This is a genomic window from Streptomyces sp. NPDC021622, from assembly GCF_040640795.1.
Lineage (GTDB): Bacteria > Actinomycetota > Actinomycetes > Streptomycetales > Streptomycetaceae > Streptomyces.
On the sequence record NZ_JBFACK010000025.1, the window covers coordinates 1 to 25532 of the forward strand.

The 25532-nt window shown below is 72.1% G+C and carries 6 protein-coding genes and 1 pseudogene; 3 read left to right on the forward strand and 4 right to left on the reverse strand.

From position 1 onward, the window contains the following. From AB0G47_RS36900 to AB0G47_RS36910, 3 genes are all read right to left on the reverse strand, one after another. Positions 1-7775: type I polyketide synthase (locus AB0G47_RS36900; protein ID WP_360779186.1), on the reverse strand; the 7775-nt coding region annotated here is incomplete at its 3' end. Positions 7776-7828: 53 nt separating this feature from the next. After that, positions 7829-20965 (reverse strand): type I polyketide synthase, encoded by a 13137-nt coding sequence (locus tag AB0G47_RS36905; protein ID WP_360779188.1) that lies wholly within the window; start codon positions 20963-20965, stop codon positions 7829-7831. A gap of 1368 nt (positions 20966-22333) precedes the next feature. Continuing rightward, complete coding sequence (locus AB0G47_RS36910) at positions 22334-22798, reverse strand: hypothetical protein (protein ID WP_360779191.1); 465 nt, start codon at positions 22796-22798, stop codon at positions 22334-22336. A 177-nt stretch (positions 22799-22975) separates the two neighbouring features. Here AB0G47_RS36910 and AB0G47_RS36915 point away from each other — a divergent pair, with 177 nt between their 5' ends. The 3 genes and pseudogenes from AB0G47_RS36915 (at position 22976) to AB0G47_RS36925 (ending at position 24782) form a co-directional block, all read left to right on the forward strand. Beyond that, a complete protein-coding gene (locus tag AB0G47_RS36915) occupies positions 22976-23584 on the forward strand; it encodes a 3'-5' exonuclease (protein WP_360779432.1) in 609 nt (202 codons plus the stop codon). Between the two features lie 55 nt (positions 23585-23639). Then, a pseudogene (locus tag AB0G47_RS36920) lies at positions 23640-23975 on the forward strand (transposase); the annotation flags it as partial. Positions 23976-24254: 279 nt separating this feature from the next. After that, on the forward strand, positions 24255-24782 hold the full coding sequence (locus AB0G47_RS36925; RefSeq protein ID WP_360779193.1) for a hypothetical protein: 528 nt from the start codon (positions 24255-24257) through the stop codon (positions 24780-24782). 282 nt (positions 24783-25064) lie between these two features. On the opposite strand, the gene AB0G47_RS36930 is transcribed toward AB0G47_RS36925, so the two are convergent. Further along, the gene (locus tag AB0G47_RS36930) at positions 25065-25466 is read right to left on the reverse strand and encodes a VOC family protein (RefSeq protein ID WP_360779195.1); all 402 of its coding nucleotides are present in this window, start codon (positions 25464-25466) and stop codon (positions 25065-25067) included. Positions 25467-25532: the final 66 nt, after the last annotated feature.

Sequence of the window (25532 nt, forward strand, 5' to 3'; positions counted from 1 at the left end):
GAATCGCCCGCATCAGCGAGCCCAAGCAGCGACACCACGCCGCTCAGAGCCGACAGACCAGCCAACTGCTCCGCCCAGTCGGCCACTTCCGGGTCCACGTGCAGGACGTGCACGTCGTCCGCACCGTTGCGGGTCAGCGCGTCGCCGACCCACTCGGCGCGCTCCTCACCGGCCGACGCGACGACCAGCCAGGCACCTTCCAGTCGCCGGCTCCCTGCGGCAACCGGCCGCCACTCGACCCGATACCGCCAGCCATCGGCAGTGGACCGCTCCCGCTGCTTCCGCCGCCACGCCGACAGGCGGGGCAGCACCGCGCTCAACGGGTCGTCGGACGACACGCCCAGCGTGCGGGCGAGATCCGCGGGATCACCCTCCTCCACGACCTCCCAGAACCGCGCCTCCACCGGCGATACCCGCTCGGAGTTCTCCTCTGCGGCCGGCACGTCCAGCCAGAAGCGCTCACGCTGGAACGCGTACGTCGGCAGGTCCACCCGCCGCGCGCCACGACCGGCGAGGAACGCCTCCCAGTCCACCTCGACACCGCGTACGTGCAACTGCCCGACAGCCGTGGTGGCGGCCACCGCCTCCGGGCGGTCGCCGCGCAGCGTCGGTACGAAGGCCGCTTCCGGCGCGGACTCCTGGCCCAGCGCGGACAGCGTTCCGCCGGGTCCGACCTCGACGAACGTGGTCACACCCTCGTTCCGCAACGCGCTCACTGCGTCGGCAAAGCGCACGGACTCGCGCACGTGGCGCACCCAGTACTCCGGGGACGCCAACTCCTCGGCGGTTGCCGGGCAGCCCGTCAGCGTGGACACGATGGGGATCTCGGGCGCCTCGTACGACACTGCTTCAAGGACTCGGCGGAAGTCGTCGAGCATCGGGTCCATCAGCGGCGAGTGGAACGCGTGACTGACCTTCAGGCGAGACACCTTCCGGCCCGCCTCACGCCAACGCTCCGCGACTGCTTCAACGTCAGCGGCGACTCCGGAAACGACCACTGAGTTCGGCCCGTTGACCGCAGCGATACCGACGGTCTCCGACAGGTCCGATGCGACCTCGGCCTCAGCGGCCTGGATCGCCACCATCGCGCCACCAGACGGCAACGCCTGCATCAGCGCACCTCGCGCCGACACCACCTTGACCGCGTCAGACAGCGACCACACACCAGCCACATGGGCCGCAGCCAGCTCACCGATCGAATGCCCCGCCAGGACATCGGGACGCACACCCAACGACTGCAGGAGCCGGAACAGCGCCACCTCCACCGCGAACAACACAGGCTGCGTCACACCCGTCTCATTCAGCGCATCGGCATCCTCACCGAACAACACCTCACGGACCTCAGGCCCAAACTCCGCAAGCACAGCATCCAGAGCATCGGCGAACACCGGGAAACGAGCAGCCAGTTCACGGCCTATCCCCAGCCGCTGCGACCCCTGACCCGAGAACAAGAAGCCAAGTCGCTGCGGCACCGCCTCACCCGCCACGACACCCGCTCCGCCACGCCCCTCGGCAAGCGCACTCAGAGCCGACTGGAACTCTGCGGGCTCCGCGGCGACCACCACCGCGCGGTGGTCAAGGACGGCCCGCGAGAACGCCAGCGCGCGAGCCACGTCCGCCACGGCCAGGTCCGGCGATTCGTCCACGAAGGACTTGAGCCGTGCGGCCTGCTCCCGCAGCGCCTCGGGGGTGTTGGCCGACAGCGTCCACGGGACGGCCGTGCCGGCCGGCAGCGGTTCCGGGAGATCTTCCTGCTCGATCTCAGGGGTCTGCGGGGCCTGCTCGATGATGGCGTGGGCGTTCGTGCCGCTGAAGCCGAACGACGACACACCGGCCCGCCACGGCTGCCCGGTCTCCGGCCACGGCCGGGACTCCGTCAGCAACTCCACCGCGCCCATGGACCAGTCCACGTGCGGTGACGGTTCGTCCGCGTGCAGCGTCTTCGGCAGCACGCCGTGCCGCATCGACATGACCATCTTGATCACGCCCGCCACACCGGCAGCCGCCTGCGTGTGACCGATGTTCGACTTGATCGAGCCGAGCCACAGCGGCCGGTCGGCGGGGCGGTCCTGGCCGTAGGTGGCGAGGAGCGCCTGCGCCTCGATCGGGTCGCCCAGCTTGGTGCCGGTGCCGTGCGCCTCGACCGCGTCGACATCGGACGGCACGAGGCCCGTTGCCTCCAGCGCCGCCCGGATGACCCGCTGCTGCGAGGGGCCGTTCGGGGCGGTCAGGCCGTTGGACGCGCCGTCCTGGTTGACGGCGGATCCCCGTACGACCGCGAGAACTTGGTGCCCGTTGCGCCGGGCGTCCGAAAGGCGCTCGACAAGCAGCATGCCGACGCCTTCGCCCCAGCCGGTGCCGTCCGCGTCCGCCCCGAAGGCCTTGCACCGGCCGTCGACGGAAAGCCCGCGCTGGCGGCTGAACTCCACGAACGCGGCGGGCGTGGACATCACCGTCACGCCACCCGCGAGCGCCAGCTCGCACTCACCCTTCTGCAGGGCCTGTACCGCCAGGTGCAGGGCGACCAGGGACGACGAGCACGCTGTGTCCACCGTCACCGCGGGTCCTTCGAGGCCGAACGTGTACGACAGGCGGCCGGAGATGACACTCGCCGCGCTGCCGGTGCCGAAGTAGCCGTCGACGCTGTCCGGCGCGGCCATCATCAGCGTCGTGTAGTCCTGGCCGTTCGTGCCGACGAACACGCCCGAGCTGCTGCCGCGCAGTGAGTTGGGGTCGATGCCCGCCCGCTCGAACGCCTCCCAGGAGGTTTCGAGGAGCAGTCGCTGCTGCGGGTCCATCGCGAGCGCCTCGCGCGGCGAGATACCGAAGAGCGTCGGGTCGAAGTCCGCCACGTGGTCGAGGAATGCGCCCATGCGGGAGTACGACGTGCCGACGCTCGCCGCGTCCGGGTCGGGGTTGTACAGCGCCTCGACGTCCCAGCCGCGGTCGGTGGGGAACTCCGTCACCGCGTCGCCGCCCGACAGCAGGACCTGCCACAGGTCCTCCGGGCTCGCCACACCACCCGGGAACCGGCACGCCATCGACACGATCGCGATCGGCTCGTCGGTCACACCGGACACAGCGCTGGGGGCGGAGGCGGTGGGCGCGGCCCCGGACAGTTCCACGCGCAGACAGGCGGCCAGGGCAGCGGCTGTCGGATAGTCGAACACCACGGCTGCGGGCAGGGCGATGCCGGTGGCCTCGCTGAGCCGGGCGCGCAGCTCCACGGCCGTCAGCGAGTCGAAGCCGAGCTCCCTGAAGGCACGCGTAGCGGAGAACGCGTCAGCGGACGCATGGCCAAGCACCGCGGCCGCCTCGGTCCGGACCAGCTCGGTGAGCTGCCGCTCCTGCTCGGCCTCATCCAGGCCCGCGAGCCGCTGCGCGAGAGCCGACGTGCCGCCCTGCTCGGCGGATGCGGAGTCGAACGCGGCGCGCACCTCGGGCAGTTCACCGAGCAGGGCGCTCGGGCGCTGCGCCATGAAGGTGCCCGCGAACCGGGTCCAGTCGACGTCGGCGACGGTGACCTTGTCGTCGCCGTGTTCGATGGCCGAGCCGAGACCGGCGAGCGCCGCCTCGGGGTCCATCGTGATCAGGCCGAGGCGCTGGAGGTGGGCGGCCTGCCCGGAGTCCTCAACCATGCCGCCGCCGCCCCACGGGCCCCATGCGACGGCCGTGACGGGCAGACCCGCGGCCCTGCGGTGGTCGGCGAGGGCGTCCAGATAGGCGTTGGCCGCCCCATAGGCTGCCTGGCCGCCGCTGCCCCACACTCCGGCGATGGACGAGAACAGCACGAACGCGTCCAACTGCGTGTCGGCAAGGAGCTCGTGCAGATTGCGCGCGCCGTCGACCTTCGCCGCCAGGACCTCGGCGAATCCGGTGAGGTCGTCCGGGTCGAGGTCGGCGAGAGCGGCCGAGCGCTCGACGCCTGCCGTGTGCACGACGGCGGTGAGCGCCGGGACGCTCTCGAGCAGCGCCGCGACGGCGTCCCGGTCGGCCACGTCACAGGTGGCGAACGTGACGCGCGCGCCCAGCTCGACGAGCTCGGCCTCAAGGTCCTCCGCTCCTCGGGCGGCCCGGCCGCGACGGGCGGCCAGCACGATGTGCTCGGCTCCGTGCGTCGCCAGCCAGCGCGCCACGTGGCCGCCCAGGGCGCCGGTGCCGCCGGTGACCAGGACCGTGCCACGCGGCGACCAGTTCTCGCCGGGGGTGTCGCGGCCCAGCGGGGCGGGGACCAGTCTGCGGCCGAAGATCTCGTTGCCGCGCAGGGCGATCTGGTCTTCGCCGGTCCTCTCGGCGGGTCCCGTCGGTTCGGCGAGGGCCGAGGCGAGGAGGTCTCCGGTCTTCTCGTCCTGAGTCTCGTCCTGCGTCTCGTCCTGCGTCTCGGGCAGGTCGACCAATCCGCCCCAGCGGCTGGGGTGTTCCAGCGCGGCCGCCCGGCCAAGGCCCCACAGCATCGACTGCTCGAACCCGGCAACGCTCTCGCTCTCGCCCACCGAGACCGCGCCCGACGTCAGGCACCACAGCGGCGCGGACACGTCCGCGTCACCGAGCGCCCGTAAGAGCCCGATCGTGGCCGCGACACCCGCAGGCACGGACGATGCGCCCGCGTCAGCGAGCCCCAACAGCGAAACGACTCCGCCCAGAGACGGCAGCCCGGCCAACTGCTCCGCCCGGTCGACGGCCTCCGCCGCGTCCACGTGCAGGACGTACACATCGTCCGCACCGTTCCGCGTCAGCGACTCACGCACCCACTCGGCGCGCTCATCACCGGTCGGTGCGACAACCAGCCAGGCACCTTCCAGTCGCCGACTCCCTGCGGCAACCGGCCGCCACTCGACCCGATACCGCCAGCCATCGGCAGTGGACCGCTCCCGCTGCTTCCGACGCCACGCCGACAGGCGGGGCAGCACCGCGCTCAACGGGTCGTCGGACGACACGCCCAGCGTGCGGGCGAGATCCGCGGGATCACCCTCCTCCACGACCTCCCAGAACCGCGCCTCCACCGGCGATATCCGCTCGGAGTTCTCCTCTGCGGCCGGCGCGTCCAGCCAGAAGCGCTCGCGCTGGAACGCGTACGTCGGCAGGTCGACCCGGGTGGCGCCGCTGCCGTCGAAGAGGGCGGTCAGGTCCACCGGGACACCGCGTACGTGCAGTTGGCCGATGGCGGTGGTCAGTGCGACGAGTTCGGAGCGGTCACCACGCAGGGCGGGTACGAAAGCGGCCTCCGGGGCGCTGAGCTGCCCGAGACCGGAAAGTACGCCGCCGGGACCGACCTCCAGGAAGACGTCGACGCCTTGCTCACGCAGCCCCAGGACCGCGCCGTGGAACCGCACGGACTCACGTACGTGCCGCACCCAGTACTCCGCCGAGCCCAACTCCTCCGCCGTTGCGCGGGCGCCGGTCAGCGTGGACACGATGGGGATCTCGGGCGCCTCGTACGACACTGCTTCCAGCACCCGGCGGAAGTCGTCGAGCATCGGATCCATCAACGGCGAGTGGAACGCATGACTCACCCGCAGCCGGGACACCTTGCGCCCCGCCTCACGCCAACGCTCAGCCACCGCCTCCACATCAGCGGCCACACCTGAAATCACCACCGAAGACGGCCCGTTGACCGCGGCAATCCCGACGGTCTCCGACAGGTCCGACGCGACCTCGGCCTCGGTGGCCTGGATCGCCACCATCGAACCGCCCCCGGGCAGCGCCTGCATCAGCGCGCTCCGCGCCGACACCACCTTGACCGCGTCGGACAGCGACCACACACCGGCCACATGGGCCGCAGCCAGCTCACCGATCGAATGCCCCGCCAACACGTCAGGCCGCACACCCCACGACTCAAGCAGCCGGAACAACGCCACCTCGACCGCGAAAAGCGCAGGCTGCGTCACCCCCGTCTCATTCAGCGCATCGGCATCCTCACCGAACAACACCTCACGGACCTCAGGCCCAAACTCCGCAAGCACAGCATCCAGGGCCTCGGCGAACACCGGGAAACGGGAAGCCAGTTCGCGACCCATACCGAGCCGCTGCGACCCCTGACCCGAGAACAAGAGACCCAACCGGTGCGACACCGCTTCACCCACCACGACACCCGCACCGCCACGCCCCTCGGCGAGCGCGGCGAGCCGGTCGGTGGTGGTGGTCCGGTCCTCGGCGATGAGTACGGCGCGGTGCTCGAACAGGGACCGTGTCGTGGCCAGCGAGAAGCCGATGCCCGCCGGGTCGAAGTCGGCCGAGGCCTCCACGGCGGACCGGAGACGGCCGGCCTGCGCGCGCAGTGCGTCGGGGGTACGGGCGGACAGCACCCACGGCGTGACGGTGGGGGCCGGAAGCTCGGCGGCCGCTGTGGGCTCCGGAGCTTCGGCGTCCGCCGTGGGTGCCGGTTCGGGGGTGGGCGCCTCCTCCAGGATGACGTGGGCGTTCGTGCCGCTCACGCCGAACGAGGACACACCTGCGCGGCGCGGTTCGCCGGACTCCGGCCACGCCTGGCCCTCGGTCAGGAGTTCCACGGTGCCAGCCGACCAGTCGACGTGGCTGCTCGGCTCGTCGACGTGCAGGGTCTTGGGCAGCACGCCGTGCCGCATCGCCATGACCATCTTGATGATGCCGCCGGCTCCGGCCGCCGCCTGGGAGTGGCCGATGTTCGACTTGAGCGATCCAAGGAGCAGCGGCCGGTCGGCTTCCCGCTCCGCGCCGTAGGTCGCGATGAGGGCCTGGGCCTCGATCGGGTCGCCGAGCGTGGTGCCGGTGCCGTGGGCCTCGACCGCGTCCACCTGCGCAGGGGTGAGCCGCGCGCTGGCAAGGGCCTGGTTGATCACGGTCTGCTGGGACGGGCCGTTCGGAGCGGTGAGGCCGTGGGATGCGCCGTCCTGGTTCACTGCCGAGCCACGGACGACCGCGAGGACGGGGTGTCCGTTGCGCTGGGCGTCGGAGAGGCGCTCCACCAGGAGCATGCCGACGCCCTCGCCCCAGCCGGTGCCGTCGGCGCTGTCGGAGAACGCCTTGCAGCGGCCGTCCACGGACAGGGCGCGCTGCCTGCTGTACTCGACGAACGTACGCGGTGTGGACATGAAGGTGGCACCGCCCGCGAGCGCGAGGGAGCACTCGTCGCGGCGCAGCGCCACCATCGCGAGATGCAGTGCCACCAGCGACGACGAGCATGCCGTGTCCACCGTCACGGCGGGCCCCACGAGGCCGAGGGTGTAGGCGATCCGGCCGGACGCGATGCTGCCCGCGCTGCCGTTGGCGAGGAAGCCCTCGAACCCTTCGGGCGCCTGCGGAAGACGGGTCGCGTAGTCGTTGTACATGACGCCCGCGAACACGCCGGTCCTGCTGTCCCTGGCCTGCGCCGGGTCGATGCCTGCGCGCTCGAAGGCCTCCCACGACGTCTCGAGGAGCAGCCGCTGCTGGGGGTCCATCGCGGCGGCCTCGCGCGGGCTGACCCCGAAGAACGCCGGATCGAAGCCCGCGGCACCCTGCAGGAAGCCGCCGTGGCGGGTGATCGAGGTGCCCGCGTGCTCCGGGTCGGGGTCGTAGAGGGACTCGACGTCCCAGCCGCGGTCGGCGGGGAACTCGACCACGGCGTCGCGGCCCTCGGCCACCAACTGCCAGAGGTCTTCCGGGGACTCGACACCACCTGGGTAGCGGCAGCTCATCCCGATGATCGCGATGGGCTCGTTCTCCCGCTCCTCGACCTCGCGCAGGCGTCGGCGTGCGGTGCGCAGATCGGTGGTGGCCCGCTTGAGGTAATCGCGGAGCTTGTCCTCGTTCTGCATCTGGCGTGTGCTCCTTACAGCGGTGCGGGGGAGATCGTTGCGGTCCGACTCGGTCACGAGGTCTCGAGTTCGTCGTCGAGGTAGCCGAAGAGTTCGTCGTCGGTGGCCGATGTGAGGTCGGACTCGACGTCCTCGTCGACGTCGTCGGCCCGTGCGTCGCTCCACTTGGCGAGCAGGGCCCGCAGCCGCAGGTCCGCCTTGGTGGCGGTGCCGTCGTCGGTGAGGGAGAGCAGCGCGCTTTCCAGTTGGTCGAGTTGGTCCAGTACGCCGGTCTCCGGCTCGGCCTCGGTGCGCGGGAGCAGCGTGAGTACGTGCCGGGTGATCGCGGCGGCCGAAGGGTGGTCGAACACGAGCGTCGACGGCAGTCGGAGCCCGGTGGCCGCGGTGAGCCGGTTGCGCAGCTCCACTGAGGTCAGTGAGTCGAACCCGAGGTCCTGCAGCCCGCGGCCGGGATCGACCTGGGTGCCCGCCGCGTGGCCCAGCACTGCGGCGACCTGCGCGCAGACCAGGTCGAGGACCGTCTGCTCGCGGTCCGCGGCGGACTGGCCCGCGATGGTGTCGGTGAACGTCGCGCCCGTGGTGGTCGTCTCCGCCGTGACGCGGCGGGCGGGGGCGCGGACCAGGGCCCGCAGCATCGGGGGCAGCGTGCCGTCCGCCGCCTGTCCGCGCAGTGTCGCGGTGTCGAGAAGGACCGGCACGAGTGCGGCGCGGTCGTCCTGTGCCGCGGTGTCGAACAGCGCGAGGGCGTCCTCGGTGGGCAGTTCGAGGATGCCGGAGCGGCCGAGCCGGGCCCGGTCGTCGGCGTCAAGACCCGCCGTCATGCCGCTCGCGGCCGCCCACATGCCCCACGCCAGCGAGACGCCGGGCAGGCCGAGGGCGTGGCGGCGGCGCACGAGTGCGTCGAGCGCCGCGTTGGCGGCCGCGTAGCTCGCCTGGCCGGCGCTGCCGATGATCCCGGCCGCGGAGGAGAACACGACGAACGCGGACAGGTCGGCGTCCCGGGTGAGTTCGTCCAGGTGCAGCAGGCCGTCGACCTTCGGCCCGAAGACACGGTCGACCCGCTCGGGCGTCAGCGACTCGATGACGCCGTCGTCGACGACTCCGGCGGCGTGCACGACCGCGCCGAGCGGCCGGTCGAGGGAGGCGATGAGCGCGGCTACGGCGTCGCGGTCGGCCACGTCGCACGCCGCCACGGACACCTGGGCGCCCAGTGCCGTCAGTTCGTCGCGCAGTTCCTGTGCGCCGTCGGTCGCAAGGCCCTTGCGTCCTGCGAGGACGAGGTTGCGGGCGCCCCGGTCGGTGACCAGGTGGCGGGCCACCAGTGCGCCGAGCGTGCCGAGGCCGCCGGTGACCAGGACCGGGCGGTCCGGGTCGAGCGGGGCGGGCACGGTCAGGACGACCTTGCCGATGTGCCGACTCTCGCTGTGGTGTCGCAGCGCCTCGGGTGCGCGGCGGACGTCCTGGGCTCGTACGGGCAGGGGGCTCAGCACGCCTGCGGCGAACAGCGCGAGCACTTCGGCCAGCATGTCCTGGAAGCGGTCGGGGTCCGGCTGTGTCTGGTCGAAGGTGGCGTACTTGACGCCGGGCGGCAGGTCATCGGGTTCGGGTACGTCGCCCTTGCCCAGCTCGATGAACCGCCCGCCGTCGGAGAGGAGTTCCAGGGAGGCCTGCACGAACTCCCGCATTTCCGGGGAGTCGTCGGTGAACTCCGGCAGTCGCGGGGAGCCGTCCGTGGGCTCCGGCTGCTGCCGCGAGGTGTCCACCAACTCCCGTACCGGCGAGTTCAGGACCACTTCCACGCCGCGTCCGCCGGTCTCGGCGGCGAAGTGCGCCGCGAAGCCGGTGTCGAGGCAGGACGCCAGGTGTGCCTCGGGCACGCCCGCCGCCCGTACTGCGTCCCACTCGGCGGGACTCGCGGTCGCGAAGACCTCCGCGCCCCGGTGCCGCGCGAGCTGCACGGCCGCCATGCCGACATCGCTCGCCGCGTCGTGCACGAGGACGGACTCGCCCCGGCGCAGATCCGCCAGGTCGTGCAGGGCGTGGTAGGCCGTGAGGAACGCCGGCGCTACGGATGCCGCCTGTGCGAAGGACCATCCGGCGGGCACCGGTGCGACCAGCCTGCGGTCGGTGACCGCGAGCGATCCGAAGCCCTTGGTGGCCATGGCTAGCACGCGCTGGCCCACGGCCAGTTCGGTCACCGCCGCGCCGACCTCGGTCACCACGCCCGCGATCTCGCTGCCCGGCCGGCTCTCACCGTGGTGTGCGCCGATGGCGGCAAGCACGTCCCGGAAGTCCAGGCCCGCCGCGCGGACGGCGATGCGTACGTCGCCGGGCGCGAGGGGTGCGGTTGCTTCGGGGTGCGGCACCAGGGCGAGGCCGTCCAGGGAGCCGCGCGCCGTGACGTCGAGGCGCCACGGTCCTTCGGTGGGCGGGGCGAGCAGGTTGCCCGCGGTGACACGGGCGAGCCGGGGCACGCTCACCAGGCCGGCCCGGACAGCCGACTGGGGCTCACCGGTGGCCAGCGCGGCCGGCAGTGCGAGGGCGGACTCCTCCGCGTCGTCGAGGTCGATCAGCGCGAACCGGCCGGGGTTCTCGGTCTGCGCCGACCGCACGAGTCCCCACACGGCGGCCTGCGCCGGGTCGGGCGTTTCGTTGTCGACCGCGCCGCGGGTCACGAACACCAGGCGGGTGTCCGCCGTCCGCTCGTCGGCGATCCAGTCCTGGGCCAGCTCCAGCGCCCAGGACACCGCTTCCCGCGCCGCCGTCCCGTCCGGCCCGTTCAGGCCGGACGGTCGGGGGCAGAGCGCGAGCAGGTCGGTCACGACGTCGAGGGCGCCGAAGTCGGGCACGGTCGGCACGTCGATGCCGAGGTCTCCCGCGGTGAGGCCGTCCGGGCCGGCAGAGTGCGCGTCGAGCACGGCGAGCCTGACCGACCTCTCCCCTGTCGCTCCGTCGGCAGGCGTCCACTCCAGCTCGAACAGGGCGTCGGCGGTACGGGATGCGGCCTTGTGGAGCTCCACCGGTCGCATCACGAGCGAATCGACGGTCGCGACGGGCCTGCCGGACGGGTCCGCGACGGCCAGCGACATCTCGCTCTGCCCGTCCTGCCCCTTGGACGACCAGCGCACCCGCAGCGTCGAGGCGCCGACGGCGTGCAGCCGCACCCCGGTGAAGGCGAACGGCAGCCGGGGGCCGCCGCCGGTCTCCTCCAGGGCGCGCAGCACCGGCGCGTGCAGGGCGGCGTCGAGCAGGGCGGGGTGCACGCTGAAGCCTTCGCCGCCGGTCCCGTCGGGCAGGGACACCTCTACGTACACGTCGGAGCCGAGGCGCCAGGCCGCGCGCAGCGCACGGAACACCGGGCCGTAGCCGTAGCCGAGTTCGGTGAGGCGGTCGTAGACGTCGTCGGCGTCCATCGGTGTCGCGCCCTGCGGCGGCCACACGGCGAGTTCGGTCGCCGGGGCATCGCTCGTGGTGAGCGTGCCGGTGGCGTGTTCGGTCCACGGCGCGTCCCGGTCGGCGTCCTCGGCCCGCGAGTGCACCCGGACGCTGCGCCTGTCGTCGGTCTCCGCGCCGACCGTGACCCGCAGGACGCGGGCGCCGCGCTCGGGCAGGACCAGCGGGGCGTGCAGGGTCAGTTCCTCCACGGTGTCGAGACCGCAGTGGCCCGCGGCGTGCAGGGCGAGGTCGAGGAAGCCCGTGCCGGGGAACAGCACCTGGTCGCCGACACCGTGGTCGGCGAGCCACGGCTGGGTCCGCGTGGACAGCCTGCCGGTGAACACGACGCCGTCGGAGTCGGGCAGCGCGACCGCGGCGCGCAGCAGCGGGTGGTCGCCGGTGGCGACTCCGAGTGCCGCAGTCGCCCCGTCGCCCGCGGGGGCGACGGCGGCGGTCAGCCAGTAACGGTCGTGCTGGAAGGCGTAGGTGGGCAGGTCGACGCGGGTGCCCGGGCCGCCGAGCACGGCGGCCAGGTCGAGGCGTGCGCCCCGGACGTGGAGCTGCGCGGCGGCGAGGGCCAGTGTGTCCGGTTCGGGCCTGTCGGAGAGCAGCGTGGGCACGAACACGGCGGAGGGTGCGCTGTCCTGGCCCATCGCGGTGAGCACGCTGCCGGGTCCGGCCTCCACCATCGTCGTCACGCCCTGCGCGACGAGGGTGGTGACGCCGTCGGCGAACCGTACGGGCCGGCGCACGTGCTGGACCCAGTGGTCCGGTGCGGCGAGTTCCTCGGCGTCGACCGGCGCGCCGGTGAGGGTGGAGACGATCGGCAGGGTGGGCGGGTTGGCGGTCGCGCCCGCCACGACGCGGCGGAACTCCTCGAGCATCGGCTCCATCAGCGGGGAGTGGAACGCGTGGCTGACCCGCAGTCCGGTGACCTTGCGCCCCTGCGCCTTGAGGCGGTCGGCGAGCTCGCGCACCTCGGGTTCGCTGCCGGAAAGGACCAGTGAGTCCGGGCCGTTGATGGCGGCGATGCCGACGTGCTCGGAGCACTCCGGTGCGATCTCGGCCTCGGTGGCCTGCACGGCGACCATGACGCCTCCGGCGGGCAGCTCCTGCATGAGCGCGCCGCGGGCGGCGACGATCGTGCAGGCGTCGGCCAGCGAGAAGACACCCGCCACGTGCGCGGCGGCCAGTTCGCCGATCGAGTGTCCTGCGAGCGCGTCGGGCTTGAGGCCCCAGGACTCCCACAGCCGGTACAGCGCGACCTCGACGGCGAACAGCGCGGGCTGGGCGTACTCGGTGCGGTCGAGCAGGGCCTGGTCGTCGCCGAAGACCACGTCGCGCAGCGGCACGTCGAGGAGCGGGTCGAGGTGGGCGAACGCCTCGTCGAGCGCGTCGGCGAACGCGGGGTGCGCCTCGTACAGGCCGCGGCCCATGCCGATGCGCTGGGAGCCCTGGCCGGAGAACAGCACGGCGAGCCTGCCGCCGTCGGGGGCTCCGCGCACCACTCCCGGGGCGTCGGTGCCCTCGGCCAGCGCGTCGAGTCCGGCGCGCAGTTCGGGTGTTCCCGTGCCGAGTACGACCGCGCGGTGGTCGAGTGCGGCTCGCCCTGTCGCGAGCGTCGCGGCGACGTCCACCGGCGACAGCTCGGGCCGTGCGTCCACGGTGGCCGCCAGACGGACGGCCTGCTCGCGCAGCGCGGCGGTGTCGCGGGCGGACAGGGCCCACGCGAGGGTGCGTCCGTCGGGCTCACCGGCGAGGTCCGGGGTCGGTGCCGCCGGGGCGGGTTCGCCCTGTTCGAGGATGACGTGGCCGTTGGTGCCGCTGACGCCGAACGCGGAGACGGCGGCGCGCCTCGGCCGGCCGGCCTCGGGCCACGGCCGCTGGTCGGCGAGGAGTTCCACGGCGCCGGTCGTCCAGTCCACGTGGTCGGAGGGGCGGTCGAGGTGGAGGGTGCGGGGCAGTACGCCGTGCCGCATCGCCTGCACCATCTTGATGACGCCCGCGATGCCCGAAGCCGCCTGGGTGTGGCCGATGTTGGACTTCAGGGCGCCGAGGAGCAGCGGCCGGTCGGCGGGACGGTCCTGGCCGTAGGTGGCGAGGAGCGCCTGTGCCTCGATGGGGTCGCCCAGTTTGGTGCCCGTGCCGTGGCCCTCGACGGCGTCCACGTCCGCGGTGGACAGGCCCGCGTTCGCGAGCGCCGCGCGGATGACCTGCTGCTGTGCGGGTCCGTTCGGTGCGGAAAGGCCGTTCGACGCGCCGTCCTGGTTGGTGGCGGAACCCCGGACGACGGCGAGTACTTCGTGGCCGTTGGCCCGTGCGTCGGAGAGCCGCTCGAGGAGGATCAGGCCCGCGCCCTCGCCCCAGCCGACGCCGTCGGCGGCATCGGCGAAGGGCTTGCACCGCCCGTCGGGGGCAAGGCCGCCCTGGAGGCTGAACTCGGCGAAGGGCGTCGGCGTCACCATGATCGCCGTGCCGCCCGCCAGGGCCATCGAGCACTCCCCCGACCGCAGCGCCTGCACCGCGAGGTGCAGGGCGACCAGCGAGGACGAGCACGCGGTGTCCACGGTGACGGCGGGCCCGCGCAGGCCGAGCGAGTAGGCGATGCGGCCGGACACGACGCTCAGCGCGTCGCCGGTGAGCCGGTAGCCGTCCATCTCGGGCGTGGCCTGTTCCAGGGTGCCCGCGTAGCTCTGCGGTGAGGCGCCGACGAACACGCCGGTGAGGCTGTCGCGTACGGAGGACGGGTCGATGCCCGCCCGTTCGAAGGCCTCCCAGGCCAGTTCGAGCACCTGCCGCTGCTGCGGGTCCATCGCGAGGGCCTCGCGCGGGGCGATGCCGAAGAAGCCCGCGTCGAACCCGCCCGCGTCGTCCATGAAGGCGCCCTCGAACGTACGGCTGCGGCCCTGCGCCTCCGCGTCGGCCGGGTACAGCCGGTCGGGGTCCCAGCCCCGGTCGTCGGGGAACGGCCCGACGGCGTCGTGTCCACCCAGGACGAGCGACCACAGGTCCTCGGGGCCGCGTACGCCGCCGGGGAAGCGGCAGCTCATCGCCACCACCGCGATCGGATCGTCGGCGGCGCGGGCGGCGGCCGGGACCGGGGCGGTGCTCTGCCGCTCGCCCAGGACCACGGAGTACAGGTGGTCGGCCAGCGCGTCCGGCGTCGGGTGGTCGAAGACGACGGTCGCGGGCAGACGTACGCCGGTGACGGTGTTGAGGCGCTTGCGGAGCTCGATGGCGGTGAGGGAGTCGAAGCCCAGCTCGCGGAAGGCCCGGTCCGGCGTGACGGTGTCGGGTCCTTCGTGGCCGAGCACCGTCGCCGCGTGGCCGCGGACCAGGTCGAGCAGGAGCCGGTGCTGGTCGGCCTCGGCGAGCCCGGTCAGGCGGTCGGCGAGCGCACCGCCGGAGGCCGGCTGTTCCACCGCGTCCTGCGCGGCGAGGGCGACGACGTCGGGTATCTCGCCGATCAGGGGGCGCGAACGGGCCGCCGTGAAGCCGGGGGTGAAGCGGGCCCAGTCGACGTCCGCGACCGTCACGGTCGTCTCGCCTGCCGTGAGGGCGGCGGCGAGCGCGCTGACCGCGAGTTCCGGCCGCATGGGACGCATGCCCCTGCGGCGCAGCTGGTCGTCGAGGTCGCCGGTCACCATGCCGCCGCCGGCCCACATGCCCCAGGAGACCGAGGTGGCGGGCAGGCCTTCGGCGTGGCGGCGCTGCGCGAGGCCGTCGAGGAAGGCGTTGGCGGCGCCGTACGCGCCCAGTTCGCCGCTGCCCCACACTGCGGAGCCGGAGGAGAACAGCACGAACGCGTCGAGATCGCGTCCTGCGCACAGCTCGTCGAGGTGGGCCGCGCCGACGGCCTTCGCCTCCAGGGCGTACGCGAGGTCCGAGGTCTCCGTGTCGGCCAGCGGCAGGGACGGGACGGTGCCCGCCGCGTGGAAGACCGAGCGGATCGGGGTGCCTTCGGCGTCGAGCCGGGCGAACAGGTCGGCGAGCGCGGCACGGTCGGCGGCGTCGCAGGCGGCGATGGTGGTCCGGACGCCGAGTCCGGTCAGCTCCGCCTCCAGCGCCTGCGCGCCGGGCGCGTCGGCGCCACTGCGGCTCGTCAGGACGATGTGCTCGGCGCCGTTGCCCGCGAGCCAGCGGGCCACGTGGCCGCCGATGGCGCCGGTACCGCCGGTGATCAGTACGGTGCCCGTGGCGCGCCAGGCGGGTGCCGCCGCCGGTGCGGGGGCCGGGGTCAGCCGTCGCGCCGACAACCCGGAGGCACGGATGGCCAGTTGGTCCTCGTCCGCGAGTCCGGCCAGGGCGGCGGCGAGCCGCGTCGCGGTCCTGGCGTCGGGGGTCACGGGGAGGTCGACGATGCCGCCCCAGCGGCCCGGCTGTTCCAGGCCGACGGCAAGGCCAAGACCCCACACCTGGCTCTGCGTCGGGTGGGTCAGCGGGTCGGACCGGCCGACGGACACCGCGCCCGTCGTCGCCATCCACAGCGGTGCGCCGATCCCGGCGTCACCGAGTGCCCGTACCAGCTCCAGCGTGCCGGACAGTCCCCTCGGGACGGTCGGCGCCGCGGGGTCGGGCCGTTCGTCGAAGGCCAGGAGGGAGAGCACACCGCTGGGTACGACGTCCACGGCGCGCAGCGAATCCGCCGATCCTTCGACCTCCAGGACGTCGGCTCCGTGGGCGCGCAGGGCGTCGACCGCCGCCGCACGCCACGGGTGCTCCGCCTCGGACGGCGAGCCGATCACGAGCCAGGTGCCGGACAGGGCCGGGGTGGCGGCGGTGCCGAGGGCCTGCCAAGTGACCCGATAGCGCCACGCGTCGACGGTGGAGCGCTCCTGCCTGCGGCGCCGCCAGTCGCCCAGGCTTGCCAGCACGTCGGAGAGCGGCGCGTCGGCGGGCACGTCCAGCGTCGTGGCGAGGTCGCCACGCTCCACCGAGGACCAGAACTCCTCAAGGGCGGGATCGCCTGCCGTGGCCGGGCGGGCGGTCTCGTCGAGCCAGAACCGCCTGCGCTGGAAGGGGTAGGTGGGCAGGTCGACGGGCCGCCCGGCGGGCACCACGGCACGCCAGTCGAACGGCAGGCCCTCCACGTACGCCTCGGCGGCGGAGAGCAGGAAGCGGTCGAGGTCGCCGTCGGTCCGGCGCAGCGTGCCCACGACGACGGCGTCGGCGTCGGTCGCGTCCAGCGTCTCGCGCACTCCGAAGGTGAGGACGGGGTGCGGGCTGCACTCGACGAACGCGCCGATGCCCCGGTCAAGCAGACCGCGCGTGGCCTCTTCGAACCGCACGGTGTTCCGCAGGTTCTGGTACCAGTAGTCGGCGCCGACCTCGGTCCCGGTCAGCCACTCCCCCGTGACCGTGGAGAGCATCGGCACGCTCGCGGCCTTCGGCTCAACCCCGGCCAGCACGGCGGCCAGTTCTTCCTGGATGCGCTCGACGTGCGGCGAGTGGGAGGCGTAGTCGACGGGGATACGACGGGCGCGCACGTCTTCGGCGGCGCAGGACTCCATCAGCTCGTCCAGGGCGTCGGCGTCACCCGCCACCACCACCGAACCCGGGCCGTTGACCGCGGCGAGCGAGATCCGTCCGTCCCACCGCGCGATCCGCTCACGCGCGGCATCGGCCGTCACCGAAAGGGACACCATGCCGCCCTGACCCGACAGCGCCAGGATCGCCTTGCTCCGCAACGCGACCACCTTGGCCGCATCCGCCAGCGACAACGCCCCCGCCACATGCGCGGCGGCAATCTCGCCCTGGCTGTGCCCCACCACCGCGTCCGGCTCCACACCGTACGAACGCCACAACGCGGCCAACGACACCATCACCGCGAACAGTGCGGGCTGCACGACGTCCACCCGCTCCAACTCGGCGCCATCAGCCAGCACCTCGTGCAACGACCAGTCCACATACGGCGCAAGCGCACCAGCACACGCGTCAAGAGAAGCGCGGAACACCGGCGAAGACTCCGCCAACTCCGCACCCATCCCCAGCCACTGCGAACCCTGACCCGGAAAGACGAACGCCACCTTGCCCACAGGCCGCGCCACACCGACCGCCACACGAGCAGACTCAGAGCCCGCCGCCACCGCCGCCAACGCGTCGGAACCGCCCGAGACCACCACCGCCCGGTGATCGAACACCGACCGCGACAGCAAGGCATCCGCCACGTCGGCAGGCGCAAACGCCTCTGCTGCGGTGGCGAGTTGGGCGGCATGGGCGCGCAGGGCAGCTTCCGTGCGCGCGGAGAACACCAGCGGAACCGGTCCGGTAGTCGGCAGCGGGTCGATCGGGGTCTCGTCGGGCGCCTGTTCAAGGACGGCGTGGGCGTTGGTGCCGCTGATGCCGAACGAGGAAACGGCGGCCCGACGGGGGCGCCCGGCCTCGGGCCACGGCGTGGTCTCGGTGACCAGTGACACGGCGCCCGATGCCCAGTCCACGTGCGGGGTGGGCTCGGTGATGTGCAGGCTTTCGGGCAGTACGCCGTGCCGCAGCGCGAGCACCATCTTGATCAGGCCCGCGACGCCTGAGGCCGCCTGCGTGTGACCGATGTTGGACTTCACCGAGCCGAGCAGCAGCGGCCGGTCGGCGGGGCGCTCACGGCCGTAGGTGGCGAGAAGGGCGTCCGCCTCGATCGGGTCGCCGAGGCGGGTGCCGGTGCCGTGCGCCTCGACGGCGTCGACCTCGGCGGCCGTGACACCCGCGTCGGCGAGCGCCTGCCGGATGACCCTGCGCTGTGCGGGGCCGCTGGGGGCGGTGAGGCCGTTGGACGCACCGTCCTGGTTGATCGCGGTGCCCTTGATCAGCGCGAGTACGGGGTGTCCATTGCGGCGCGCGTCGGAAAGACGCTCCAGAAGCACCATGGTGGCGCCCTCGGCGAGGCCGAACCCGTCGGCACTCGCCGAGAACGCCTTGCAGCGCCCGTCGGGGGCAAGCGCGCGCTGCCTGCTGAACTCCACGAACATGCCCGGCGACGGCATGACCGTGACGCCGCCCGCGAGGGCGATGGGGCACTCGCCGCGCCGCAGCGACTGCACGGCCAGGTGCAGGGCGGCCAGCGACGAGGAGCACGCCGTGTCGAGGGTGACGGCGGGTCCGTTGAACCCGAACGAGTAGGAGAGCCTGCCGGACGCGACGCTCGCGGTGTTGCCGGTGAGCAGATAGCCCTCGAGGTCGGCGGGGGCCTCGTGCAGCCTCGGCCCGTAGTCCATCGTCATCGCGCCCACGAACACGCCGGCCTGACTGCCCCTCAGCCCTGTCGGCTCAATGCCCGCGCGCTCGATCGCCTCCCAGCCGATTTCGAGGAGAAGCCGCTGCTGCGGGTCCATCGCCAGTGCCTCGCGCGGCGATATCCCGAAGAACTCCGGGTCGAACTTGTCGACGTCGTGCAGGAATCCGGCCTCGCGCTGGTAGTACCCGCCGGCCCGCTCGGCGTCCTCGTCGTAGCGCCCGTCCAGGTCCCAGCCCCGGTCGGTGGGGAACGCGGTGATGCCGTCGCCGCCGGTGGTCAGCAGCTCCCACAGGTCCTCGGGGCTGCGCACTCCGCCGGGCAGGCGGCAGCTCATCGCCACGACGGCGATCGGTTCGTCGTCCCCGGCCACCGCGAAGGCCGGCAGTTGGTCGTCATCGGCCGGTGTGCCGAGCAGGACCCGGTCGATGCGTTCGGCGAGGCCACGGCACGTCGGGGTGTCGAACACCGCCGACACCGGCAGGTTCAGGCCGGTGGCCGCGTTCAGCAGGTTGCGCAGTCGCACCGCGCCCGCCGAGTCGACGCCCAGTTCGAGGAGCGGCGCGTCCGCGTCGGGGGCGGGCCCGGCGTTCCCGACGACGGCGGCCACCTGCGCGCGGACCAGGTCGAGCAGGAAGTCGGTGCGGTCGGGGGCGTCCGCGAGCCGGTCGTCGAAGGACGGGGCGGGGACGGCCCCGGGCGCCGCGTTCAGCGGGTAGGCGGGCAGCGGCACCGCGCGTGCGTCCCGGCCCGCGAACACCGCGTTCCAGTCGGGGAGTACGCCCTGCGCGTGCAGTTCGGCGAGCGCGGCAGTCATCTGGTCGGCGCCGCCTCGGTCCCTGCGCAGCGTGCCGACGACGGCGGCCTCCACGCCCGTGTCCTCGGCGGTCTCCTGCACGGCCCGGGTGAGCACGGGGTGGGGGCTCGGCTCGAGCAGCAGTCGGTGCCCGGCGGCCAGGACGGCGCGTGTGGCGCTCTGGAAGTCCGCGGTGCCGCGCAGGTTGCGGCACCAGTGGTCCGCGGTGAGCGTGAGCGGGTCGACCCTCGTGCCCGTGGTGGCCGTGTAGATCGGTACGTCCGTCGGGCGGGGCGTGATGGGGGCGAGGTCGGCGCGCAGCATGTCGAGCACGGAGTCGACCTGGCGGCCGTGGGCCGCGAGACGGATCGCGATGCCTCTGGCCCTGATGCCGTCCGCGGCCAGGTCGGCGAGGAGTTGGGTGGCCGCGTCCTCGTCGCCGGAGACCAGGACCGACGTGGGCGCGTGCACGGCGGCCAGGTCGAGCCCCTCGTACCGGGTGAGCCGCTCACGTACCTCGTCGGCGGACGCCAGTACGGACAGCATCACGCCGCGTTCGAGCAGGTGCACCTGCGCCTGGCTGAACAGGGCCACGGCCCGCGCGCCGTCCTCGACGGACAGTGCGCCCGCGACCGTCGCGGCCGGGATCTCGCCGACGCTGGAGCCGATTACGGCACCGGGCCGCACACCCCAGGAGCGCCACAGCGCGGACAGGGACACCATCATCGCCCAGAGTGCGGGCTGCGCCACGTCCGGGCGGTCGAGGGAAGGCGTGTCCGTCCTGCCGCGCAGCACGTCGAGGACGGGCCAGTCCACGAACGGCGTGAGGGCTTCCGCACAGGCATGCAGTTGCTCGGCGAACACCGGCGACGTGGCGAGGAGTTCGTCGGCCATGCCCAGCCACTGCGGCCCGTGACCGGGGAACACAAAGGCGACGTCGTCTGCCGCGGCACGCGCCGGTCCTCCGGCCGCGAGCCCCGGCACCGGTATTCGCCCCTCGCTGACGGCGAGCAGTTCCTCGGCGAGCCGGGTGCGGTCCCCGCCGACCAGCACGGCGCGACGGGCGAGAGCGGGGCGGGTGGTGGCGAGCGAGAAGGCGAGGTCGACGAGCGGCAGGGTCGGCTCGGCCTCGATCAGCGAGTGCAGGTCAGCGGCCCGCGCCCGCAGCGCGTCCTGGTTGTGCGCCGACAAGGTGATCGGGACGGCGGGTCCGTCCGGTGCGGCGCGGCCGGGCTCGGTCCTGCCCGAGCGCAACGCGGCCTCGACCAGCGCGGGAACGCCGTCGGACCATGCGTGGTCGGTGTCGAGCCGGTAGGCGAAGGTCTCGGTCCGTGCGCTGTCCCCACGCGTGAGCACGGCGAAAGCACCGTCCGTCCCGACCAGCGCCAGGTCGCACTCACCGGAACGCACGGCGGCGACGGCTTCGGCGAGAGGGTCGTGTCCGGTCCGGCAGGGGCCGTGCAGGCCGAGCACGCGTGCCAGCTCGCCCGCGTCGTCCGCGTCCTCGGTGCCGGCGGCCAGATGGACACCGACGCCTGCCCGGTCGTCCGCGCCGATGCCCGCGTCCTCGCAGGCCGTCCACGCCGACTCCAGTTCGTCCGTCCGGCCCGCGGGCAGCGGCACACCGGTCAGCTCGACAAGTACACCGTGATCGCGCTCCGCCCGCACCGGTGCCGCGGACGCGACCCCAATGACGGCGACAGTGCCGGTGTGCAGCCCTTCTGATAAGCGCATGGCAGCCTCTGCCTTCGTCGGTCATCCAACTGGAACTGGATACATGCATGGTTGGCCTGAATGGGCTCGATACTTTCTCGGCCACTTGCCGCGACAACGAGCGCAAGTCAAAGCCAGATATCCAGAAATTGTCAACTGCGGTCTATTTTCGGTCTGTCACAGGCGGAAAACGCTCGTAGGGCCGTAAGCGCGGGTCAGAGCCGTGCCCGCTCGCGCGATTTACCGGACGGACTTCCAAAATTTACCTGGCTATCGGCGCGGCCAGGAGAGCAGCGGGCCCGCCTCCCCGTCCTGTCGCCAAGCGGCTCCTGCCCTATCGTGCAGCGCCTTTTGCCCCATCGCGCAGGGGTGGCTCACACGCGGGCGGACGGAATTGCGACGGCACCCGTTCATCAATAACCCGCCATTCGACCGTCACGTTCCGGCCATACGGATCCCGTTAAAATCCGGCCCCCCATGCGTCACCGCGCTGAAGCGCCGAATGAATAGGGGGCTGAAACCAGCTCGTTGACCGAGCCGTGGGTGGGGGCGGAGCCAGGGAAGCCCTGGCCACAGGGGGGGTGGTCGCGCCGTCCTGCAGGGGCGACGCCTGTCACACCGCTCAAGACTCCATTGGCCGAGTGGTGCGCAACGATGGCGAGGGGACGGGCGCGGATACGGGCGCGGGGCGCACGAAGAGCGGCGCACTAACCCCCGGCCGACTCCACGAGGCGCAGGCCGGGTTCGAATTCCGCGATGGTCGGGGTTCGCCACGCATCAGTCGAGAGGTGCGGAGCGACATAACCCGTTCAGGAACACAGTGAATTACGTTCGGGTGCAGGAACGGCACCCCTTGGTCTTCGCGTATTAGCCAAGGCGACACGCCTGCGAGTGCCGGGCCTTGCGTCGCGACCGGCGGATGCCCATCCCCCCTATATATAGGCCCCGAACAGTCGCCGGGATCGATACGGAGGACCGCAGGAGCGGCGCTCCGAGAAGACCGATTCAGTCTGCGGACGAGGGGGGCACGGCCGGATCAAACGCGATACCTCTGACCCCTCGCCTGGCCAACAGTATCCGAGCGGGTGTAGCCCGCACCAGACTCTCTTTTTGTGGCAAGCGGAAGCAGAACCACACTTCTCAAGTGGCACTCGGAGCGCCTTACCCGGTGCGGTAAACGCGCCCACGTATATGCCACCGCGAATGCCCGACACCTCCACTACCTGGCATCAATCGCCGCAGTTCGCGTCCGCGACATCTGACTCCTGAGTATCTGACGCACCACACTCCGTGTCCGAGGCGCGGAGCACCACGTGGCGGCCGTGCCCGTTTCACTCTTCTCACGCTCCGTCTTCTGACCGTTTCGAGCCCACGCGTGATCACTGTGCTTCACCTCACACGCCCGTACTTCCGGGCAGCGTTCGCCGGCTGACCGGTCCGGTGCCGCTGCCCTCGACCGCGGTCGTGGTCGTGGTCGTGCCGACGTGACTTCACACCCCAGGACACGATTGCGTTGGCGGAGCCGGGCGCCACCACGTGCCAGCCGTTGCCCGCCGAGCCGTGGATCGCCAGTCGGCGGCTGGGGGTGAGTTCCAGGGTTGGGTTGGTCGCGAGTTGCCCCGCGTACTCCGCACGGCTGCGCTCCTTGTGCCGGATGCGCCCGGAACGGGTCCCTTGGATGTCGGGCACGAGACGCACCGCCAGGTCGGCGAGGTGGGCGCGGACTTCGGAGAGGTTGGCGAACCGTGGGGCGGGCGGGTTCGGATCGGGGGCGGCGGTGGCGGCCTCGACGCGCGTAGCCATTTCGGCGAAATGCGCCCACTGGGCGGGGCCGACCAACAGCTCGGCCGGCATGTCTAGTTCGTTCGACTCCACCGCCTCAAGCTCGACCAGTGCATCGCCAAAGTCCGTGCACTGTCACCCCGCGGACAAAGCAGCCGGGACGAGCAGACGGTGGCAGCCAGCGCGGCACGTACCCGTGCCTTCACGTGGGTGCTGGTCACCTAGGCGCACGGCCTGACCAACGACCACCTGGCGAGGTACCCCACCTGGCCCGAAGTCCGCGACAGCGTACGTGAGTTCCTCGCAGATGCCTGGCTCTGCGCCCACAACGCGCACGTGGACTACCGCGCACTCACCGACCACCTACGCGGCTGGCAGCCGACCGGAGTGATCGACACACTGCGCCTGTCCCGCACCACTTACCCAGAGGCGCCGACACACTCCCTGGACGCCCTCATCGAACACACCCACCTCGACCTGACGGCCGCACCCGCTCAGCGACACCGGGCGACCTACGACGCCTTCGCAACCGCCCTGCTCTTCCTCACGATGGCCGACGAGTACGAGACCTGGGCCGACCTGACCGCAGCGCCAGTACCTCCCGGGCTCCCCCGGCAACCCTGGTGCGGAGTGCGAGCCCACACTGTGGTGACCAGGCCGTGTCACAGCCTCCTACAAGGTTCCGGGCCCCGCCGCTCCTTGCGGAGGTTCGGCGAGATGGCCCAGGCCGCGCAGCTGGCTCCGCTGACCATGAGCAAGACCCCGCACCACAGCAGCAGCTGTGACGGGCCCGAGTCGGGGTCACCCCGCCGCACGTCGGGAACTCGCCAGCAGGCCTTACAACGGCTAACACAATGAGGTGGATCGGTCCTGATGGCCATGTCCGGGACTGGAGTTGAGCGTTCGGTTGGACGTGGGGACATCGCCGTGGATCGTGTCGGATGGGCTCTGGGACCGGCTGGAGACGTTGCTGCCACAGCGTGAGCGCAGGTTCCGGTGTCCCGGCCGCAAGGCATTGCCGAACCGTGAGGTGCTGTGCGGGGTGTACGTACTGCACACCGGAATCCAGTGGTAGTACCTGCCGCAAGAGTTGGGGTTCGGGTCGGGCATGACGTGCTGGCGCCGTCTGCGGGACTGGAACGAGGCCGGCGTGTGGCAGCGGCCGCACGAGGTCCTGCCGGCCGAACTGAATGCGGCCTCGCGCCGGGACTGGTCCCGCTGCGTAGTCGACTCCTCCCATGTCAGAGCAGCCCCGAGAGTCTCTTGTCTGGTCTTGGGTGCCGTTGCCTTCCGAGGTTCTGACCGCTCTTCCGTGACGACTACGCCAGAAGGGCGGCCCGCGTCCACGCCGGGCCGCCGCCGACCGATATCTGAACAGCATGGAACGCCGTCGTCGACGCTGTCGGGCCCGGCGACAGGCTGAGCCATCACGGAAGGGCGGCCAGAACCCTTCAGTTGGCCAGGATCCGCCGGACAGGTCCGCAAGGCGTCCTCGACATGGGCCGGCGTCTCACCGACACTGCTCGGCGTGGGGGACATCGCGGTGTGGGTCGCGGCTTTCACCGGCGGTACGGCCGTGCTCGCGAGCTGGGTGACCAATCTCGGGAACGTGCGGGCCGCCCAGGTCCAGGCCGAGGCTTCGGCGCAGGCCGAGCACCGGGGCCGGGTACGGGAGTTGAGACGGGCCGCGTACCTGGAGCTGATGGAACACGCTCACGTCATCGGTGAGTTGTACCGGAGGGTCATGGACGCCTTCATCCAGGTCGCCGACCCGGACCAGCAGCTGACGCGCTTCGAGGAACTGCGTTCAGAGTTGCGCGAAGCCTACGACCCTCTCATGCACAGTGTCCGTGTCGTCACTCTGGAAGGGCCGCCCCCCACGGCTGAAGCGGCACAGGGCGTCTTGGACGCGGCGCAGCAGGTCAACCGGTGCCTGTGGCGCATCACCTGCGGTGACGCGGACGCGCGCGCCCGCTTCGACGAGATACAGCGGGCATACCTCCGGTGCCTTGGGCGGTTCGTCGAAGCGGCGCGCGCGGCGATGGAAGCACCCTGATCGGGTGCTTGGGCGCGCTGCGGCCCGGAGTGTGGAACGTCGCTCCGACGAGATGGCCGACCTTCGAGAACACCGCGCTTGACTGGCCGGCTCGAACGCTCAGTGGCCAACTGAAGGGTTCTGGCCGCCCATCCGTGAAGGCTCAGCCTGTCGCCGGGCCCGAGAACCAGTGGCCGATCCCGCCGGCCTGGATGTGGGACTGCGTCGAGTGCGTACGCCGCTACGAGCCCGTTGACGCCCTGACATCCCGACCTGCCCGTCGACAAGCCGGGCCCCGGCGGCTCAGTCCGTCTTCGGCCCATGCCGCAGCGACGAGCGCACGGTGAAGGAGTGGCCCGCCGGATCGAAGTACGTCCGCGCCTCATTGGGCCCGCCGCGCCCCGACGACTCCATCGGCGTCGCGCCGAGCCCGACCAGGTCACGTTCCACCTGGTCCAGGTCGTCCGCCTCGACCAGGAAGTCGAGATGGGACTGGTAGGAGTCCTCGGGGCGTGGCCAGCTGGACGGCGTGGCATTCAGATCACGGCGGAAGCCGATCCGAATGCCCGTCTCGGTCCCCACGTCGAGTCGGTTGCTGGTGGCGCCGGGGCACTCCTCCGCCCCCAGGAACGCCTTGTAGAACTCGGCCAGTTCCTCGGGGTTCGCGCAGTCCAGCACTATCGCTGCCGCCTTCACCAGGCCCATGACTCCTCCTCGGCATCGCCGCCGTACGGGGTGCCCTCGCAAGCAGGGTGCAAACCCGGGCCGGGC

What these genes read in the sequence shown, in the direction of transcription:
- AB0G47_RS36910 (WP_360779191.1), bottom strand. Translation starts at nt 22,798, where the DNA reads ATGCCGGCCGAGCTGTTGGTCGGCCCCGCCCAGTGGGCGCATTTCGCC.
- AB0G47_RS36905 (WP_360779188.1), bottom strand. Translation starts at nt 20,965, where the DNA reads ATGCGCTTATCAGAAGGGCTGCACACCGGCACTGTCGCCGTCATTGGG.
- AB0G47_RS36930 (WP_360779195.1), bottom strand. Translation starts at nt 25,466, where the DNA reads ATGGGCCTGGTGAAGGCGGCAGCGATAGTGCTGGACTGCGCGAACCCC.